This is a genomic window from Brevibacillus brevis (assembly GCF_001039275.2).
Lineage (GTDB): Bacteria > Bacillota > Bacilli > Brevibacillales > Brevibacillaceae > Brevibacillus > Brevibacillus brevis_C.
This window is the reverse complement of sequence record NZ_CP030117.1, coordinates 952313-970642: the sequence shown is the minus strand read 5'-3', so window position 1 is coordinate 970642 and position 18330 is coordinate 952313. Positions and strand designations below refer to the sequence as shown.

Genomic DNA, 18330 nt, shown 5'->3' with positions numbered 1-18330 from the left:
TGGCTTGACCCTACTTTTTCAAGACTGGAGTGACTCTTGCCTATGCTGTTGTTGCTTGAACATATTTTTCTTGGCATTGTACAAGGCTTGACTGAATTTTTACCGATATCGAGCACGGGTCATCTCGTCCTGTTTCGCAAAATTTTTGGCATGCAGGAGGTAGGCCTTTTATTTGACACGATGCTCCATTTCGGTACGCTGATCGCTGTCGTTATCGTCTTTTGGCCACAGGTTCGTTATATCATCATGAATCCGATGAGTAAGCTGACCAAGCTATTGGTCGTAGGCACAATCCCTACGGCAGTAATCGGACTCGCCTTTGAGGATTATTTTGAAGAAATCTCCCAGACAGGCATTACGATTGGGTGGGAATTTCTTGCGACGGGCGCGATCCTCTGGGCGGTGGAGTCTATGCGCCGTGGAAATCGGAGATTCGAGGAAATCAACTACACGGACGCCCTCATCATCGGGACACTGCAAGGTGCTGCGATTCTGCCAGCTATTTCCCGCTCCGGACTGACGATTGCCGGTGCACTCCTGCGCGGAATCGACCGTGCTGACGCTGCTCGCTTTTCGTTTTTAATATCCTTGCCTGCGATTCTGGGGGCTTGTGTCCTACAAACAGCCAAGCTCGTAGAAACACCGCTTGAAACAGCTTTATTGATCCCAATGCTCGTGGGCACCATGTTTGCCGGACTAGCGGGATATGTTGCCATTCGCTGGATGCTTACCATCATCAGTACAGGCTCGATGAAGGGCTTCGCCATCTACGTATGGGTATTGGGTGGGTTCATTTTACTCATGCAGCTCTTGGGCTGGTAATGCGAAAAAAGCCGGCTGCTTGCTCACCGGCTTTTATCTGCTTTCTTCCTTGTCTGGATAACGGCTGGCAATTAATTTGCCCACCAATAAAATAACGCCGTAGAATGCTGTTGCCAAAAGCGAGGTAGCCAGCCACGTCGCTGTCCCCAGCACTAGATAGAGCGCGGCGTGAGCGACAAAGATACCTACCAGCCACACCATAATATTCATTCGATTAAAAAACGTCATCAAACTACGCAATTGCTTCGCACCTCCACCATTCCATTTACTACTGTTATAGCCGATGAAACGGTGTTTTATCCCCTTACCGCTCTCCAAGATCAGGATGAGGCACAATAACCGCAAAGCCTGCTCGCTCCAAAATTTCTGCCAGTACCGAAAGAGGCGTGTCAGCAACCTCTCTGTACATTTTCGGCGTATGCAGATGGATCGCATCGGGAAAGTCTTCACTTAAATGCGTTCGCAATTTTTTCCCGCTGTCATCTTCATCCGTAAATAGGTATACCTCATCTGCATCTTCTGTTTGAGTGAGCAGCTTCTCCCCTTTTTCCAAGCTGTAGGAACCGTATGTACAAAGAATGGTGACAGGCTCAGCCAGCACCCGAAGCAAGCGTTCTTTGTCTGTCTTCCCCTCCACGATCATGACACACCCTGCCATCCGCTCCCCTCCTCCCTGACTCACGCACTTTTTTATAGTATACCTCAACATCCAGCTAGGAAAATGAGGATGACTACTCCCTTTCGAAACAAGACATCTTATAGAAGCATCCATCTACAAACAGGGGGTAGTAACATGTCCAAATTCAAAAGCGCCAAAAACCTGAATCAAAAAGGATTAGCTGTAGCAGGACTAACCAGCAGTACAGTTGCCGATGATACGCATACCGAAGACAACCAAGGATCTTCCTATCAGCATCAGCACAACAACGAAAATAGGAAGAATCAAAAATAAAAGCAATAAAATGGTTGCTTGGATAGAGTTTCCTTAGTAAGATAGTTTTATGAATATTGAACAACTTGAACTAACCGAAAAGCGAATCAAGATTTTTAAAGCGTTGGCAGATGAGACAAGGCTAGCCATTTTAAAGGCCTTGTATCGTTCCGACAACGAGCTGAGTTGTACGGAAGTGGGCTTGACCTGCGACACTTCCAAGTCCAATGCCTCCTATCATTTCAAGACACTTCGAGAGGCAGGATTAATCAAAGTCAGAAAGGAAGGGCAAACACGATACATGCGCATCTATAAAGAGACATTCGATCAAATACTGCCTGGCTTTTTAGATACCTTGTAATGGTATCCTTTTTTTACTCGATAGTTCAAAAGTTATTTAACTATATAATTATAAAACAAAGAGGAGAGTTTTAGTATGGAGCGCCTATTTTTGATGATCTTTTTCTTCACCATGTTTTTGATCGGTACGAACACATTTATCATCAGCCCACTGCTGCCAACCTTGCGAGAGTTATATCACGTATCCACGAACCAGGCAGCCTGGCTGATTGGAACTTATGCTCTTGGTTTTGCTTTGGCCGCTTTAGTAGCCGGTCCGCTATCTGATAATCGAAATAGAAAACATGTGATGGCAGCCGGTATGCTCGGATTTGCAATTTCCACACTTGCATGCGCCTTTGCACCTAGTTTCACCGCGATGCTTTTCTTTCGCTTCCTTGCCGGGATCTGTTCTGCCTTTATCGGTCCTCAAGTGTGGGCTGCCATTCCTGTTTTGTTTCCCCCTGCTCGTATCGGAAAAGCAATGGGGGTTGTCATGGCAGGTCTTTCCGTTTCCCAAGTGATCGGTGTACCTATAGGCAGTTTTCTGTCAGCTTATCATTGGTCGCTTCCTTTTTTGGCTGTAGGAATTACTTCTCTCGGAGCTTTTGTACTCATCATCCGAAAACTTCCTGATTTATTGCCTCCTACCTCTATAGCCGGGCTTGGAACAAACAACACCCGAGTGGCTATTTTTGCGCGTTACAAGGATCTGTTGCGACTACCACAAGCTTCACGCAGCTTTATCGGCTATTTCGTTTTCATGACGGGTGTCTATGCAGTCTTTTCATTCTATGGCGTATGGCTTTCCGATCAATATCAGCAATCCGTTACCGAAATTGGCTTGATTACTCTAGTTATCGGGCTTGGCAACACCGTTGGCAGCTTACTCAGCGGTTGGTTACTCGAGCGTTGGAAGAGAAATACGATTTTGACTGTTGGGTTTCTGGGCAGCGCCCTGCTCTATCTTGTTTTGCCTTACATACCGGGAGTTGGCTTTTTGCAGGTTGTCCTCTTCTTCCTGTACTGCTTCGGCGGTGTACTCGTGCCTGTCCTGATGGGCTACTTGCAATCATTATCTGACACCGCGCGCGGTACCATATCGAGCTTGGCCAACGCTTGCATGTACATAGGGACTTTCATTGCCTCTTCTTTCGCAGGCAATTTGTATTCTAATTTTGGTTTCGCGGGGGTCAGCACCTTCGCCTCCTTCACTTTTCTTATCGCTTATTTTCTCTTTGTCTGGAGGACTGGTAAATTAAATGTAACCGCACGAGCATGAGTCCTTTACTTTCCCTCTTCGCCTTGCTACGCTATGGTCAAATTCATTTTATCGCAGTCAGCAGGACGGAGAGGGTCAACGTGGATTCATCCCCATCTTTATGGAAAAACAGTTCGTTTCTCAAACTCTGGCTCGCGCAAATGACGGCAAGCATCGGTGATCAATGCTACAGCTTCGCATTACTCTGGTATTTGCTGCAAGCAACCAAATCGGGTACGGTGCTGAGCTTGCTCGTGATCCCGGAGATGGTGGCGGGTCTCATGTTTTACCTCGTCGGCGGGGTCATGGCTGATCGGTACAGCCCACGCATGCTCATGGTGGGAGCGGATGTTGCGCGAATTGTTGTCGCAATCATCGTTGGCATCCTGGTCTACATCGGTGTGGAAGAGTTTGCTTTTTTTCTGGCAGCTCAATTCTTATTGGGGTTGTTCTCCAGTCTGTTTCAGCCAGCACGGACTGTTGCGCTCAAATCAGTTGTTCCCCAAGAACAGCTAGGACGAGCAAATGCCATCTTGGACACGACTTTCCGGACGATTCGGATTATTGCGCCAATGTCGATTGGACTAGTCGCTTCGATTATGCCGCTGTCTACTTTGTTTTTCGTGAACGCAGGCAGCTATTTAATATCCGTCTTGTTTCTTTATGCCATTCGTATTTCGTTAACTGATCAACAGCGAATGTCTACGACGAAAATGACACCCAGCCAGTACACCCGGGATATTGCCTCAGGTTTACAGGAGCTAAAACAGAATCGCGCCCTGTTCTTGATTCTTCTCTTTAGTAATATGGGCTTTCTCGTCTGGCAGGTCACTTATACGGTGGGCTTCCCATTTATGGCCGAACGCATGCAGCAAGGAAACGGAAGTACACTAGCTGTCTTGTTGGGCTTTTACGGGATCGGAAACCTGCTGGGAAGCCTGTACATGGCTCGATCGTTCTACAACCGCTATTTGTTTATCATTTTGATTGGATGGGTGTTTCAGGCAATTGGATTCCTGTTGCTTACGACAGGAGGCACCGCTCACTGGATTGCCTTTCTCGGAGCAGCCGTTGCAGGGTTCGGTGGACCGCTCATTGGTATCCCGACCGTGACTGCCATTCAAATCAAAGCAACGAGCAGCAGTACAGGCAAAATATTTGCGATCAACATGCTCATGTTCACCTTCTTTTCTACCTTGTCCAGCAGCCTAGGCGCCATCTGGATGGGCAAATGGCCTGTCGAGCAGCTCTTCCTCGTCAGTGGACTATTCCTCGCGGTCATGAGCTTCGCAGGCTTCCTGATTGAAAAACGAAAACCAACCACACAACACCAATCCTCCTCCGCTTAAGACGGAAGGATTGGTGTTTTCTCATTATTTGCAAAAAAACAATTGCAACCGGAATTTTCATGTCATATAATCTGACATAAATGAATTAGTGTCAGGTTATATGACACAGAAATGAGGTAGATGGATGGAACCTACTGTCGCAAGTCTCTCATCTGCCATTGACGCCACATGGGTCATGGTCTCAGCCATTCTGGTTATTCTCATGCAGGTTGGATTCGCCCTGCTGGAAGCTGGTTCTACTCGCATGAAAAACGCTGGTCACGTCGCAGGCAAAACGGTCCTTACCTTTGGCATCTGCTCGATTGTCTTTTGGGCGTTTGGCTTTGGTCTGACGTTTGGAGACGGCAACTCTTTCATCGGACTTTCCGGATTCTTTTTTGACGGCATGCAAAAAGACGCTTTCTCCGCTTTTTCCGCAGCAACTGTTCCTATCTCGATTCTCTTCCTCTTTCAGCTCGCTTTTGCGGCCGTTTCACTCGCGATCGCCTGGGGCGGTTTTGCTGAACGCGCCAAGCTGTCTATTTATTTTATTTTCAGCGTACTGTTTACTGTCCTCATCTATCCTGTCGTCGGTCACTGGGTATGGGGCGGCGGTTGGTTGGCACAGCTCGGAATGCAAGACTTCGCTGGTTCTACGGTTGTCCATCTCCAAGGTGCCATCGTCGCACTCGTCGCCACTATCCTTTTGAAGCCTCGCATCGGAAAATACAATCGCGACGGCAGCTCCAATCTGATTCCTGGTCACAACCAAGTCTACTCTGTCTTAGGTGTCCTGTTTCTTTGGATCGGCTGGTTCGGCTTTAACGCCGGTTCCACGCTCGGTAGCACATCTGGATTTTTCGGCTATATCGCCGTCACTACCAATCTCGCTACCGCAGCAGGAGCTGTCGCCGCTCTCGCCATCTCCTGGATCGTCATGGGAAAAGCAGATATCCCAAGCATGCTCAACGGCGTACTCGCTGCTCTCGTCGCGATTACAGCATCCTGCGCCTTCGTCGATCCGTGGGCAGCTGTCGTGATCGGCGCGGTGTCAGGTATTCTCACATTCTATACATCCATTTGGTTTGACCGCATGGGAATTGATGATCCTGTCTTCGCTTTTTCCGTGCATGGGGTGGCTGGTATTTGGGGAACGTTGTCCACGGGTTTATTCGCTACTCCGGAGCTTGCCGAAAAGGTCGGCGTAGGCGGTCCTGGGCTGTTTTATGGCGGCGGCCTGCACCAGTTAGGGATTCAAGCGTTGGGCTTGGCTGGCTCCGCGCTCTACGTCTTCTTAGTAGCCTTCATCATTTTGTATGTGTTAAAAGTAACCATTGGCCTGCGAGTCACAGAAGAGGAAGAGGTGGTTGGTCTTGACCTTAGCGAACACGGGGGATACGGCTATCCCGAACTACTCCAGCCTGAACGCGTACGACCGGCTGCATCTACTCAAAGCAGCACCTCTCACTCTCTCACCTGAACAAGTGGAAAAAATACGGAATGTTGACTCCTTTGGCGAGCTGGCCTTATTGCGACGAGAATTGCTGAATCCCTCTGTCTTGCGTCCATTGAATCGCGCAGGGGAATTGGCCCCCTTTTCGATCGTCGTCAATCTGATTCACGACAATCTCATCCGACAAGGGGTGCTCCTCGCAGTGAACGACCTTGCCAAAAGGGGCTTGGGTACCCCTCCCGTCCCCTTTGCCTTTTTGCAATTCGGCAGTGGTGGCCGGTCAGAGCAAGCACTCATCAGCGATCAGGATAACGGCCTCGTCTATCAACTGCCAGATCATCTGGGCGAACAGGACACAGAAAAGATACATGGCTACTTTCAGTTGCTGGGAGCGACGATCGTTGCTGGCTTGGAGGTAGCCGGCTATCCTCCCTGCCAAGGGAATGTCACTTGCCTCTCTCCAAAATGGCGAGGCAGCACCGAACAATGGCTGGACCAAATAGACAGATGGGTCTCTCACCCCATCTGGGAAAACGCTCGTTATTTACTGCTCGCAAGTGATGTGCGTGTCTTATGGGGCGAATCTGCCATTTTTACTCCCGTCCATGACCGCTTCCGTCAATTGCTTGCAGGGAATGGCTTCTTGCTAAATCGACTGGTGAGCAATACTTTGCATTATCGGGTGCCACTCGGAATATTCGGCAGAGTTTTACCTGAGGTCCATGGACGCTTCCGCGGCGCCATCAATGTGAAGTACGGCATTTATTTGCCACTGGTGAATTGCGTACGGCATTTTGCCCTGGCGCATGGCATCTTTGCCAGCTCTACCTTGGAACGATTGGATCTACTCGGCGAAAAAGGAGTCTGGAGCAAAAGCTTCTGTGACGAGGTAGCCGCGTACTTCCGACAAATTCAAGGTCTGCGACTGATTGCTCCCCTCCATTGGGAAGATGGGCAATACACGAGCAATAGCTATATCAAACTAGGGGAGCTTTCTCCTGACACCCAAGTGATGGTGCGACAGTCAATGAAGCTAGCGATCCGCCTGCAAAAAATGACAGAAAAGCTCCCGTCCGTTTTTGGGGGATAGGAGGCGATTTGCGTGGCAAAATGGGATTTATTTGATCGTATTTGGCATATGAGTCAGGCTCTTCCAGATATAACAGATGACAAACAGCACATCGCCTATTTGCGCTCCATCTCCAAAGCGAATAAACCAGTCGATTCCAGTGCCGATATTCCTCTGCACGATCTAGAGGTTGTCGTCGTCGATCTGGAAACGACCGGTTTTTATCCCGATCACGGAGACGCGATTATCTCGATGGGAGCCGTCGCCATGAGAGGAGAGCACCTCCTCCTTGGTGATTCTTTTTATACGCTGGTCAATCCCGGGCGGGCGATTCCTCCACACATCCGCTCTCTCACAGGGATTACCGATGATATGGTTGCCGATGCCCCGCCGCTATTAGAAGCTTTGTCCCGTTTTTTTCAATTCGTCGGAGATCGTCCGCTCGTCGCCCATCATTCTCGCCATGAGCGTGAATTTTTACGATCTGGGCTTTGGAAAACGAGCCGACGTCCGCTTACGCACCGCATGCTGGATACGATGCTGCTCATCCGATTGTTGAGTAATCCCATTGGCAACGGCTCGCTGGACGCACTCTGTACGGCACACGACATCCCGATCTCACGCAGGCATCACGCTTACTGTGACGCTGTTGCCGCTGGTGCTCTCTGGGCGAAGTATTTGGTAAAAGCACAATCCCAAGGCTTTACAAATCTGCGGCAGGTTTACGAGGCCGTACGCTAGAAGTAGTTCGAATAAGTTCAACAAGTCCTACCAACCAACATGAGGAGAGAATATCATGTTACAGATCAGAGACGCAGTTCTGGGTGACCTGCCCACTATGCTCGCTATTTACAACTACGCGGTGGAAAACCTTGTTGCAACATTTGACTTGGAGCCACAGACCTTGGCCCAGCGTGAAGTGTGGTTTCACAAGCACGGTGGCAAACATCCGATCATCGTCGCCGAATACGAAGGGAAAGTGATCGGATATTGCAGTCTGTCCGTTTTCCGTGAGAAGCCCGCCTATCAAAAATCTACGGAACTGTCTATTTATATCGCCCCTGATCAAAGCGGGAAAGGTGTCGGCACTGCCTTGATGAGTGCGATTCTGGAGCGCGCCAAACAACTCGAATACCACACGATCGTGAGCGGAATCGTAGGTGGCAATGATGCCAGTGTGAAGCTGCACGAGAAATTCGGCTTTTCCTTGGCAGGGAAGTTTCAAGAGGTGGGATTTAAATTCGGAGAGTGGCACGATGTTCATTTTTATCAATGGATGGTCAAGTAACAGCATGCGAAAAGCCGACACCCCTTTCCACAAGGAAGTGTCGGCTTATTTGTTGTGTAGGAAGCGAATACCTAAAAGTGGCACATCTTAAGTCAGGGTCTAATCCCTTAGCCCTTATGATATTAGTGTACCCGACGGATGATTATAAGTCTATATCTTTTTGAAAATTTGCACTAAAGTAGGTGTACCTGGCCAGGGAATCAAAAACAGGAGGTACACCTGCTGTGCAATGGCTGAAGTGGGATCTGAATTTGAAGACCCGATTGATCGGCGAGACGCTTTTTAACCTGTTGTTTTGGATGTACTTTCCCTTTCTTACCCTCCACTTTAGTGATACCTTTGGCAAAAATGTTGCCGGGTTACTCATGACAGTGCCACCGATTATGAGTATGATCGGCAATCTTTTTGGCGGCTATCTAGCTGATCGCTTTGGTCGTCGATACGTCATGCTTTCAGGAGCATTTTTGCAGGCAAGCATGTTTGTTCTGTTTGCCTTCTCCCTCTCCTCTTGGATCGATTATCTTGCGTTTATTGGAATCGGGCTCGGCAAAGCGATATACAGCCCGGCGAGCTCTGCGATGGTCGCTGATCTCACCTCCGAAAAAGACAGACGCAGAACCTTCGCTACCTTCGTTACAGCTATGAACATTGGCGCCGTATTGGGACCCGCCTTGGGGGCCATCTTTTTCTTTCAATACCGCAGTGAACTGCTGTGGACTTGTGCGCTTGTCACTTTTTTGTATTCGATTGCGATCTGGATTAATGTGAGAGAGACACTGCCACCGACCGTAAAAAGCTCTGTCGCCTCTATCCATTTCCCTTCCGTTATGAAGGAGCAATGGCAGAGCTATGCTGTCATTCTACGCGACAAAGCTTTTGCCATCTATATTTTCGCAGGCATGCTGATAACGATTGCAATCGTGCAGCTCGATTTATTTTTGGCAGTCTATGTAAAGGAATTCGTTCCAGCGCAGACACTGCTTTCGTGGAATACCTGGTCACTCTCGCTTAGCAGTACGGAGATTTTCGGATGGATGCTGGGAATCAGCGGCCTTCTGTTTGTTCTGTGTGCCCTGCCTGTTACCAAATGGTTTGAGAACTGGAGCGATCGGAATGTCTTCCTCTTGTCCTCCTTGCTATTTGGCATAGGCATGTTTTTGGTGGGATTCACGACGAATGCATGGCTGTTGTTCGGATGCGTGGTCATTTTTACAGTAGGGGAAGTGATGCGAACTCCGGTCGAGCAGAGCTTCGTCAGCAAATACGCACCAGAACATGCACGAGGACAGTACATGGGTGCCGCTAACCTGCAGTACTCGCTCGGCCGCTTCCTCGCTCCCGTGACCGTCATTCTTTCGGAGTGGATCATGCCGATTGGCGTTTTTGGGTTTATCTTGTTATGCTCCCTCTTAAGTGCCTTTCTTTATGGGAGGCTATTCCAAATCGTTTTGAAACGCGAGTCCTCTCCTTGCAGCTAAACTACAACAACGAAAAGTGGTTGCGCAGCCATAGCCTCCTGCCAACCACTTTTTCATTCAGCATTATAATTTTTTCGGAGCTTCTAATTTCACGGGGTCAACCATTACTTTTATTTGTGTTGACGTTCCTTCAATCGTTACCTTCACATCGGAAACAACCATTTCTTTTGGCGTTTTTGCAACGTTGGTAACCGCAATGAACTGATCCAGCTCCGGTGTCCAGTTAAGTCCAGTAGCTTGGATCATCGCCTTCACTGTATGAACGTCAGGAACCCCTTCATACATGATACCGTCTATTGTTTTTTGATCACCGCTCAGCATGACGCTTACCCATATCGCTTTTTCATTTGCCGCACTTTCTTGTTTTGGATAATAAAAGCGGTAGTAATTCGTTTGCTTGTCCAGCTCAAGCTGAAAAGGCAGGGTATGAATTCCTTTCACAGCTAACTCTTCTTTGATTTTGTTGTAATGACTCAGATACGTGTCTGTTGTCATCTCTTTAAACGAGGAAGCAGAATGGGAGATGTTGTTTTCAATTGCAGTCGTTTGATTAGACATTCCCAGCATGGAAAGACCCGCGACTACGACGATGGCTACTACTGCGATGGCGACTGCAACCTTTTTCATGATGCGCTCCCTTCTGCCGAAGCGGCATCGATTTCTTTCGCCCCTGTCATCTCCAACAAGGCTTCATAAGATACCGGTAAAAGCGATTCAGCGATGCCAGCCGCTGTATAAACCACAGCAAAGCGTTTCAAGGACCGATCCACATAGACAGGCACTTCTTCCTGTAAAGCAAACGGACAAACCGCTCCAACACGAAAGCCTGTCATTTTTTCTACCTCTTCCGGTGTAGCCATCTTTGGCTTTCCTTGGCCAAAAGCTGCCTTCACTTGCTTGGGATGGACACGTACGTCGCCTGCTGCCACGAACAAGGCGAACTGCTCATCTACCCGAAACAAAATTGACTTTGCAATTTGGCCAATCTCGACACCTAATGCCTGCGCAGCCACTTCGGACGTAGGTAAGGGCTGTTCAAACAATATCGGCTCGATGCTCGAGTCATAGCGTTGTACGTAACTGCGAACCTTTTCCAGAGGGCTTGCAATCATTCCCCGTCACTTCCCATCTCCACTAAAAAAACATCATCGCCTTGTGACACACTGCCTGTCGTGACAACCGAAGCATATACACCGAAGTGATTATTGTGACGCTTGACGCATGCCTTCAATACGGCAGGAGTCATCGCCAACGTATCTGGGTCGATATTGACATATACACAGCGCTCACAGTGCTTGTTGACTTGCAAGGTCACATCATTGATTTTGATCTGTTTGCCGATCCATTTGTCTTCCGCAAACGGCTCATCATCCTCCAGGACCACGACCAAATTCCCCCGAAAACGTCGTGGATCTATCTGTTCTGCGCCAATCTGCCGTGCGATCTCTCTAAGAGAGGCATCCGTAACCAGCAGAATGTGGTCTTCCCAGTTCACGCCACCTTCTTGCGGACTACTAATCATAGGCGTAATGGAGCGCTTCGCCGTCTCTGCGACATGGGCAAATAAAGCATCATCCCACGTATGTACACTGCCATCTCGGGCTTCAATCCGAATCGGCGGATACGCTTCTTTTCCTGTCCCTTCGCTCATGCTGGCGTGATACCCGATAAGAGCAGGCACAACATCCGCACTGAGATACTTACCTTGACGGGCATGATCCCAAAAATAATAGGCACGGTCTCCATACAAGCCAAATTCATCGACCGTACTTGATGATAGCTCTTCCCCCCGCATCCCTTTGACAGGATGACGGAAAATGGTCTGCAGTGTTCCTACTTTTTTCATTTGGTTCCCCTCCCCAACGCTTTCTCTATCCGGATATAAACGAATTACGAACCCGCCCCCAAAACGTCAGTCGCTTGTAGCGAGCGAATTTCACTTTGTCAGGTCCCACTCGGCAACGAATGGAACACACATCTCTCCATACAGCCTGCTCACGATCCAAGCCGATCATAATCTCAGGATTCATGACGATCAGCTCTACTTCATGATGCTTCGGCAATACGAGCGAGCTGTTGATCGTCCGATACGCCTGGTTATTGATCGAAGCGATCTCGGACAACTGAATCGCCTCAATAGACGGATGAACAATCGCTCCGTCCACGGCCTTGTTGTAGGCTGTACTTCCTGAAGGTGATGAAACGATCAAGCCGTCACCGCGAAACGTCTCCAGCTCATCGCCGTTTATATAGACGCACGACACCAAGGTAGACAAATTCGCGTTACGCAAAACCATTTCATTCAACGCCCACTTTTCATACTGCTTTCCATCTCTTGTACTAATCCGGCATTGGACCGTCGGGTATTCCGCGATCAGAGGCTCATCGTTCATCAGACGTTCAACGAATTCGTCCAGCTCCTCAGGCCGCCAGTCCGCATAGAAGCCGAGATGTCCCGTATGAATCCCCACATAAGACGGCTCGATTCCGTATTGATGGACGGCCTCCAAAAGTGTCCCGTCTCCCCCGATGGACAACACCATATCCGGCTGCTCACCTGGTCCCTTCACAAAGGTAAATGGGCTATTGGCTGCATGGAGCTTTTCTTTTAATGCTTGTTCCACTTCTCGTGTAAAATCGTCATTTCGCAGTACAGTCGCAATCTTCATGCTGGTCTGCCCTCACTTTTATCCTTACAAGCGGTCTTGTACGCTCTGTTGTTTGTCTTCACTATACCATAGGAAAAATCGACTTGCATAAAATCCCACCTGTCACCAGCGGTCACTCTGAAAAGACTGCTTGCGAAATTGAGATAAGCGCCTCTCTGTAGCTGGTGATATTTCCCGCGGAAGCTCATCCCAAGCAAAAAAACGCATTTCCGCTACTTCCTTGTCATCCTTATGCAAATCTTGGCCAGGTGTGAGGTCGACATGATACAAGGCAATGTGGTCTCGTTTCCCTTCCCGCTCACTATAAAAAAGATGGCAGAGGGTAAGTTCGACCGCTCGTATTCCGCACTCCTCCCACAGCTCCCTGCGAGCAGCATCCCCAAACGACTCTCCTCGCTCTACTCCTCCTCCCGGCAAATACCAGCCATGGACATACGTATGCCGAATTAACAAGACTCCCTTTTCTTCATCCGTTACAATGACACGGACACCCAAGGTAAGAGGTTTGCGGATTTTCCAATACCATTTCGCCACTGCATGGTACCAGGCCATATTTCCACCTCACTTTTTCCATGTGCTACCATTCTTTAGCCACCTATATTTTCCCTGCCAGGAACAAGAAAAAACAGGCCTATCGGCGGCCTGTCTCACGCGAGGCGATTCTCCAGCTCTTTGACAACCGCCTCTGCTTTTCGAATCCATCTCGAATCAATCTGTGCGTCCTTGTCTACCGGCTCCTGAAACTGATTCATCAAGCCCGAAGCGAGTGCCTCCGTGTAGCCGATATCTTCTTCTACCCCAGTCTGGTACACATGCCGGATCACAAACGGCCGCCCGAGTTCCAGCCAGGCATCCGGGCTGTCGAGCTCGCCTTGCAAGACTTTTACAGGCAAGCGCAAAAAGACCGTGTTCTTGTCATCCAGCGCCCGGTCAAAATACCCTTGCTCATAATCCCAGTTGGATAATGTAAAATGCGGCTGAAGTGCTTCACGAAAATAACCGAATGTCGCCCGCGTGCCTGGCAAGCTGCTGTTTATTTGTTTCATCGTCCATCCCTGCCTTTATTTATTCTGTGAGAAACGTCCACCGTTTTGTTCGTAGTGTGTGACAAAAGGAGAGGTTGTACTCTCACACTTACAAAAAGCAGCAAGCCTCCTAAGCCGTGATGGCCTTGAGAGGCTTGTAAGTTTCCCGCCATTAAATCAAGACAATTGTCAGGAGCGTAAAGAGCGCCAATGGAATGATTTTACGTCCATTCCTGCATCTTTTCCGTCTCCTTCTCCCTTGTACTTTTGGCAAAACATATGGCGGTGGGGGTGGTGGTGGCGGACAAAAAAATGGCGGATACGGCGGGAATGGTGGATATGGCGAAATATTTTGCTCCCAAGGACTTACCTGCGGCTTCTGCTCGCTATACGGACTGACTTGGGCGGGACGGTTACTGCTGCTAAATGGGCTGACTTGGGGGGCGGGACGATTGCTGCTGCTAAATGGGCTGACCCGTGAGTTGTTGGAACTGCCGAAAGGACTGACCTGACTGTAAGGATTGAACTCATCTCCGTAGGGACTGACCTGCGGATAGTATGGATTGCCCCCATAAGGACTGAGATCGCCATAGGGAGGATAACCTGCATACGGATTATAGCTCACATACTGAAAGTAATAATCAGGATATTGCCCCCATCCTCCATACGGCTGCCGATTGGCTACTTCCATTACTTGATAAGGATTGTAGTCCTCATAGTCCTCATAATCATACTCTTCGAAAACTTCTTCTTCCTCCGCATCCTGGTCTACAACTTCTACGTATACGTTCTGATCATCATAATCGACAATGACGCCTTCAAACACTTGCCCGTCAATTGCTTCGATGCGCACTTTTTTCTCCACGTGCTCCTTGCAAATGTTGTGCACATTTTCTCGCATATCCTTTAACAGGCTGACAAACTGAATGTCAGCCTGATACAGGTTTTTATCAGAATCAGACTGCATGGAAACTCCTCCCCTTCTGGTGTTTCTTTATTACCATATACAAGTGCCCATGGGGAGGTTACCGGAATCTAGGCGAGACTAGCCCAATTTACAGAAAGCGGGCAGGTAAAAATGGCAAAAGGCGCTCCGTTTCTCCTTTTTCCACAAAGTCCGCCATCGATTTAGCCGTGACGGGGGAAAGCAGGATGCCATTGCGAAAATGTCCACCTGCGATCGACAGTCCTTCCCAGCCAGGAACGGGGCCCAGGAGCGGCTTGCCATCTTGTGTCGCAGGTCGAAGTCCACCCCAAGCCTCCAGAAAGGTAGCGGAGTGCAGCGCAGGAACATACGGCATGGTCCCTTGCAGGATACTGGCTAATCCCGCCATTGTGACGTCCCGCTGGAAACCACTTTCATCCTCAGTGGCACCAATGACAATTTTTCCGTCCTTTTTCGGAGTGATGTAGCCTGTCGCTCCGAAAATCACCGTTCGCAGTGGAATCCCTACGGACGAGACAGCCGCGATCTGTCCGCGTACAGGGCGAATCGGCACGGAAACGCCCAGCATCTCAAGCATCATTCCAACCCACGCTCCCGAGGAAATCACCGTCTGTGTGGCACGCAGTGACCCTGAAGAGGTCTCGATCCCGATCACTTTTCCGCCTTTAACCGCAATGCCGCTCACCACGCAGCCAGACAATAGCTTCACTCCTTGCAATTGGCAAGCAGTAGCCAAGGCGCGAAGAAGCATTCGATTGTTGATGTGCCCTTCGTACGGCGAATAGATAGCGGCTTGCACTTGATCGGTCAGAAGCGGCTCTACCTCTTTCACTTGCGCTGTATTCGAGAGCCATTGCACAGCATGTCCCGCTTCTTTTTGCCAACGGTACTTGTCGGCGAGCTGTTGGACTTCCTCCTCATTTAAAGCGACGGTCAGTAACCCATCCAGGCTTAGCTGTACATCTCCACCAGTCAATTCCTCCAGCTCTGCTACCCATTCCGGGTATAGCGCAAGTGACTCCATGCCCAAATCGAGCATCGGTCCAGGTGCCGTGAATTCCTTCAAAGGAGCGAGCATTCCGGCTGCGGCCGAAGATGCCTGACCTCCCCATTCACCCTGCTCGACCAAGGTCACGCTCACCCCACGCCGTGACAGCTCGTATGCTAAACTCAATCCGATAATTCCTCCACCCACTACCAGACAATCACTCATCTTTTTTCTCTCCTCACTAAGTTGCACGTCTAATAAAAACATCAATTTCGTTGCTGTTGCGGTGTGGAGGAAACAGGAGAAAACGCTCAGCTTCTAGGACCACTCCCTGGGGGATTGACTGCACGACTCCATGCAAAAAGCGAAACAGCGTCCAAAGTGGTCTCTTCAGGATGTGTTTCAGAGGTGGACGCTTAAAAGCGTGTTTCGCTTTTTGCATTGCGTCTCGGTCGGTGTCCCTAAGATCTTCGCTTATTTCTCCTGTTTCCTCTACGAGCTTTCCGTGTGATCCGGTCTTTTAAAGCTTTAAAAATGTTGAAGAACGCAATCAGTTACGCCAGAGAAGAATATTTCCAGACGTAGCGACTTGTGGAGTCCTACCGAGCGGAGAAGGGATTCGCGGGCAAAAGAAACGCAACCGTGCCCGGGCTACGAAGCGGCTACCACTTTTGCGTTTCCCCGCGAATCCCTTCGGAGCGGGCAGTCCCAGCCCCCAGCAGGACGGAGCCTGGAGCCTAGACTGGAAATATTCTTCTCTCCACTGGAGCACCTGTAAGCTCCATAACAAAAAGCCCACCAGTTCCCGAGCAGGAAAAGGTGGGCTACACGCGCATAGGTAACAATCAAGCAAAAAAGCGCTGTCTGCCGGCAACCGTATCCCTGCGCCGGCATGATCCGGATCAGGTGCAATGGGTCGATGGTCGATTGCTTCCATCCTCTCAGCCCCGCATGAAGGACTCCCCAAGTTGCTTGTTCATTATCATATTCCTTTGTAAGTATAGTCCTGTTTGCAACCATCTGACAAGCACGTCGCTGGTTAATCCTCATCCTTCACATCGTAGCTCTCCGGAATCGGCTCATGACGCGCGGCATCCTCGAACTCCTGGAGCTTGCGAATTTCCTCCAGATGATGATTGAATTGCTCTTTGTTGATGATGTACTCATTGCCGTCATGGACAGCACGGATACGCCCCTGCTTGATTTTTTCCATAATAAACGCCTCGGGAAGCTCCAAATAGGCAGCTGTCTCCTCGACGGTCAAATACGTCTTATTCTCGCGCAATCTAGCCTCCAGTTCCGCTTTCTGCCGCTCGTAGCCCGGCTTGCCCAGCAAGGCAAACATATTGGCCTTGTACGCCTCCACCCCTGGCTGATCAAACGGATTGACGCCTAGCAAATAGCCGCTGATTCCGCATGCCTTTTCAAAAAAGTAAATCAGTCCGCCGAGATAGTAAGCTGTCGCCTCCGGTATTTCTACAAGCAGATTCGGTACGCCGCCATCCACATGGGCCAGCACCGTCCCCTCGAAAGCTTTTTTATTGACATACCCCATTCGTTTGCCAGTCAAAAAGTTCAATCCATCGACGTCAGCGGGGTCCTCCTGAACAGTCAAATCCACAGTGGGCTTCGTCACAGACACAACGGTCTCAAACAAATGTCTCATGCCGTCCTGTATGTATTGGCCCAACGAATGCAAGTCCGTTGAAAACTCGGCAGAAGCCGGAAAAATCCCTTTGCCATCCTTGCCCTCCGATTCCCCGAAAAGCTGCTTCCACCACTCCGCAAAGTAGCGAAACTGCGGTTCATAACTGACCAACAGCTCCACTGTCTTGCCTTTTCGATAGAGTACATTGCGAATCGCCGCATACTGATAGCACGGATTATCGCGCAAATCCATGACCATGTAGCGTTCGCGTGCATCTCTGGCCCCTTGCATGAGAGCATCCATGTTCGCCCCGCTTACAGCAATCGGCAACAATCCAACCGCGGTCAGGACTGAATATCGCCCACCGATATCATCTGGAATGACAAAGCACTCATAGCCCTCGTCATCCGCCAGCTTTTTCAGGGCTCCTCGCTGTTTATCGGTCGTAATGTAAATTCGTTTTTTGGCCTCTTCACGTCCGTATTTCTTTTCCAGCCATTCCCGAAAAAGTCGAAACGCGATAGCGGGCTCAGTCGTCGTGCCCGATTTTGAGATGACGTTGATAGACACATTTTTTCCTTCTAATACGTCCATCAGATGAGAGATATAAATCGGACTAATATTGTTGCCCACAAAATAAATCTCCGGAGAATGTCGCTTGGACTTCGGCAGCAAATTGTAGAAGCTGTGGCCTAAAATGTCAAGCACCGCTTTTGCCCCCAGATACGAGCCTCCGATACCAATCACCAGAAGCACATCCGAGTTCGATTGAATTCGGGCTGACGCTTGGCGAATTCGTTCATACTCGTCCCGGTCGTATTGTTCCGGCCAATCGACCCAACCAAGATAATCCTTGCCGGGCCCAGTCTTTGAATGAAGCATTTGATGCGCAATTTCGATCGCTGGAGAAAGCTGCTCCCACTCATGCTGTTTGACAAAGGCTCGAGCGTTGGCGTAATCAAAGCGAATCGTTTTGTTCATAGCTCCCCTCCGAGGAACGTCATCTCATCTTTATCTATGATATCACGGCAATTGGCGGCAAAGAACCTTCCGACAAAACGTATCAAAATGCATTTATTTGTGTC

At 49.4% G+C, this 18330-nt stretch carries 21 protein-coding genes, 1 pseudogene and 1 riboswitch; of the genes and pseudogenes, 10 read left to right on the top strand and 12 right to left on the bottom strand.

Annotated features, from left to right (window positions below):
* Positions 1 to 42 precede the first annotated feature (42 nt).
* Complete coding sequence (locus tag AB432_RS05080) at positions 43 to 822, top strand: undecaprenyl-diphosphate phosphatase (RefSeq protein WP_048031325.1); 780 nt, start codon at positions 43 to 45, stop codon at positions 820 to 822.
* A gap of 33 nt (positions 823 to 855) precedes the next feature.
* Here the strand turns inward: AB432_RS05080 and AB432_RS05075 are convergent, their stop codons facing one another.
* Positions 856 to 1032 (bottom strand): hypothetical protein, encoded by a 177-nt coding sequence (locus AB432_RS05075; protein ID WP_235617619.1) that lies wholly within the window; start codon positions 1030 to 1032, stop codon positions 856 to 858.
* A gap of 94 nt (positions 1033 to 1126) precedes the next feature.
* Positions 1127 to 1480: a toprim domain-containing protein gene (locus AB432_RS05070; protein WP_048031324.1), complete on the bottom strand. Its 354-nt coding sequence runs from the start codon at positions 1478 to 1480 to the stop codon at positions 1127 to 1129.
* A gap of 135 nt (positions 1481 to 1615) precedes the next feature.
* Here AB432_RS05070 and AB432_RS30655 point away from each other — a divergent pair, with 135 nt between their 5' ends.
* The 9 genes from AB432_RS30655 (at position 1616) to AB432_RS05030 (ending at position 9969) form a co-directional block, all read left to right on the top strand.
* A complete protein-coding gene (locus AB432_RS30655; protein WP_017250025.1) occupies positions 1616 to 1774 on the top strand; it encodes a hypothetical protein in 159 nt (52 codons plus the stop codon).
* A 49-nt stretch (positions 1775 to 1823) separates the two neighbouring features.
* The gene (locus AB432_RS05065; RefSeq protein ID WP_048031323.1) at positions 1824 to 2114 is read left to right on the top strand and encodes an ArsR/SmtB family transcription factor; all 291 of its coding nucleotides are present in this window, start codon (positions 1824 to 1826) and stop codon (positions 2112 to 2114) included.
* 75 nt (positions 2115 to 2189) lie between these two features.
* Positions 2190 to 3374: an MFS transporter gene (locus tag AB432_RS05060; protein WP_048031322.1), complete on the top strand. Its 1185-nt coding sequence runs from the start codon at positions 2190 to 2192 to the stop codon at positions 3372 to 3374.
* A gap of 80 nt (positions 3375 to 3454) precedes the next feature.
* Positions 3455 to 4702 carry an MFS transporter gene (locus AB432_RS05055; RefSeq protein ID WP_048035702.1) on the top strand — a complete coding sequence of 416 codons (1248 nt, stop codon included), beginning with the start codon at positions 3455 to 3457 and terminating at the stop codon, positions 4700 to 4702.
* Positions 4703 to 4826: 124 nt separating this feature from the next.
* Positions 4827 to 6161 (top strand): ammonium transporter, encoded by a 1335-nt coding sequence (locus AB432_RS05050; protein WP_048031321.1) that lies wholly within the window; start codon positions 4827 to 4829, stop codon positions 6159 to 6161.
* Positions 6162 to 6210: 49 nt separating this feature from the next.
* Complete coding sequence (locus AB432_RS05045) at positions 6211 to 7224, top strand: DUF294 nucleotidyltransferase-like domain-containing protein (RefSeq protein ID WP_173628295.1); 1014 nt, start codon at positions 6211 to 6213, stop codon at positions 7222 to 7224.
* 12 nt (positions 7225 to 7236) lie between these two features.
* Positions 7237 to 7944, top strand: coding sequence for an exonuclease domain-containing protein (locus AB432_RS05040; protein ID WP_048031320.1), 708 nt, complete (start codon positions 7237 to 7239; stop codon positions 7942 to 7944).
* Between the two features lie 55 nt (positions 7945 to 7999).
* Positions 8000 to 8491, top strand: a complete 492-nt coding sequence (locus tag AB432_RS05035) for a GNAT family N-acetyltransferase (RefSeq protein WP_048031319.1) — start codon at positions 8000 to 8002, stop codon at positions 8489 to 8491.
* 224 nt (positions 8492 to 8715) lie between these two features.
* Entirely contained in the window at positions 8716 to 9969 is a 1254-nt protein-coding gene (locus AB432_RS05030) for an MDR family MFS transporter (RefSeq protein WP_048031318.1), read from the top strand.
* 63 nt (positions 9970 to 10032) lie between these two features.
* Here the strand turns inward: AB432_RS05030 and AB432_RS05025 are convergent, their stop codons facing one another.
* From AB432_RS05025 to AB432_RS04980, 10 genes and pseudogenes are all read right to left on the bottom strand, one after another.
* Positions 10033 to 10596, bottom strand: a complete 564-nt coding sequence (locus tag AB432_RS05025) for a hypothetical protein (RefSeq protein ID WP_048031317.1) — start codon at positions 10594 to 10596, stop codon at positions 10033 to 10035.
* Positions 10593 to 11081, bottom strand: a complete 489-nt coding sequence (locus AB432_RS05020) for a YbaK/EbsC family protein (RefSeq protein WP_048031316.1) — start codon at positions 11079 to 11081, stop codon at positions 10593 to 10595. Before AB432_RS05020 ends, AB432_RS05025 begins: the two co-directional genes overlap by 4 nt.
* Positions 11078 to 11815: an MOSC domain-containing protein gene (locus AB432_RS05015; protein ID WP_048031315.1), complete on the bottom strand. Its 738-nt coding sequence runs from the start codon at positions 11813 to 11815 to the stop codon at positions 11078 to 11080. The genes AB432_RS05020 and AB432_RS05015 overlap by 4 nt, the downstream gene beginning before the upstream one ends.
* 25 nt (positions 11816 to 11840) lie before the next feature.
* Positions 11841 to 12638: an NAD kinase gene (locus AB432_RS05010; RefSeq protein WP_048031314.1), complete on the bottom strand. Its 798-nt coding sequence runs from the start codon at positions 12636 to 12638 to the stop codon at positions 11841 to 11843.
* Between the two features lie 102 nt (positions 12639 to 12740).
* The gene (locus AB432_RS05005; RefSeq protein ID WP_048031313.1) at positions 12741 to 13190 is read right to left on the bottom strand and encodes an NUDIX domain-containing protein; all 450 of its coding nucleotides are present in this window, start codon (positions 13188 to 13190) and stop codon (positions 12741 to 12743) included.
* Between the two features lie 95 nt (positions 13191 to 13285).
* Positions 13286 to 13684: a YugN-like family protein gene (locus tag AB432_RS05000; RefSeq protein WP_048031312.1), complete on the bottom strand. Its 399-nt coding sequence runs from the start codon at positions 13682 to 13684 to the stop codon at positions 13286 to 13288.
* 151 nt (positions 13685 to 13835) lie between these two features.
* Complete coding sequence (locus AB432_RS04995; protein ID WP_048031311.1) at positions 13836 to 14630, bottom strand: LSm family protein; 795 nt, start codon at positions 14628 to 14630, stop codon at positions 13836 to 13838.
* 88 nt (positions 14631 to 14718) lie between these two features.
* The gene (thiO, locus tag AB432_RS04990) at positions 14719 to 15822 is read right to left on the bottom strand and encodes a glycine oxidase ThiO (protein ID WP_048031310.1); all 1104 of its coding nucleotides are present in this window, start codon (positions 15820 to 15822) and stop codon (positions 14719 to 14721) included.
* A gap of 634 nt (positions 15823 to 16456) precedes the next feature.
* Positions 16457 to 16573, bottom strand: a riboswitch (TPP riboswitch).
* A 63-nt stretch (positions 16574 to 16636) separates the two neighbouring features.
* Positions 16637 to 16861, bottom strand: a complete 225-nt coding sequence (locus AB432_RS31390; RefSeq protein ID WP_327377969.1) for an excisionase family DNA-binding protein — start codon at positions 16859 to 16861, stop codon at positions 16637 to 16639.
* 15 nt (positions 16862 to 16876) lie between these two features.
* A pseudogene (locus AB432_RS04980) lies at positions 16877 to 18226 on the bottom strand (glucose-6-phosphate isomerase); the annotation flags it as partial.
* Positions 18227 to 18330: the final 104 nt, after the last annotated feature.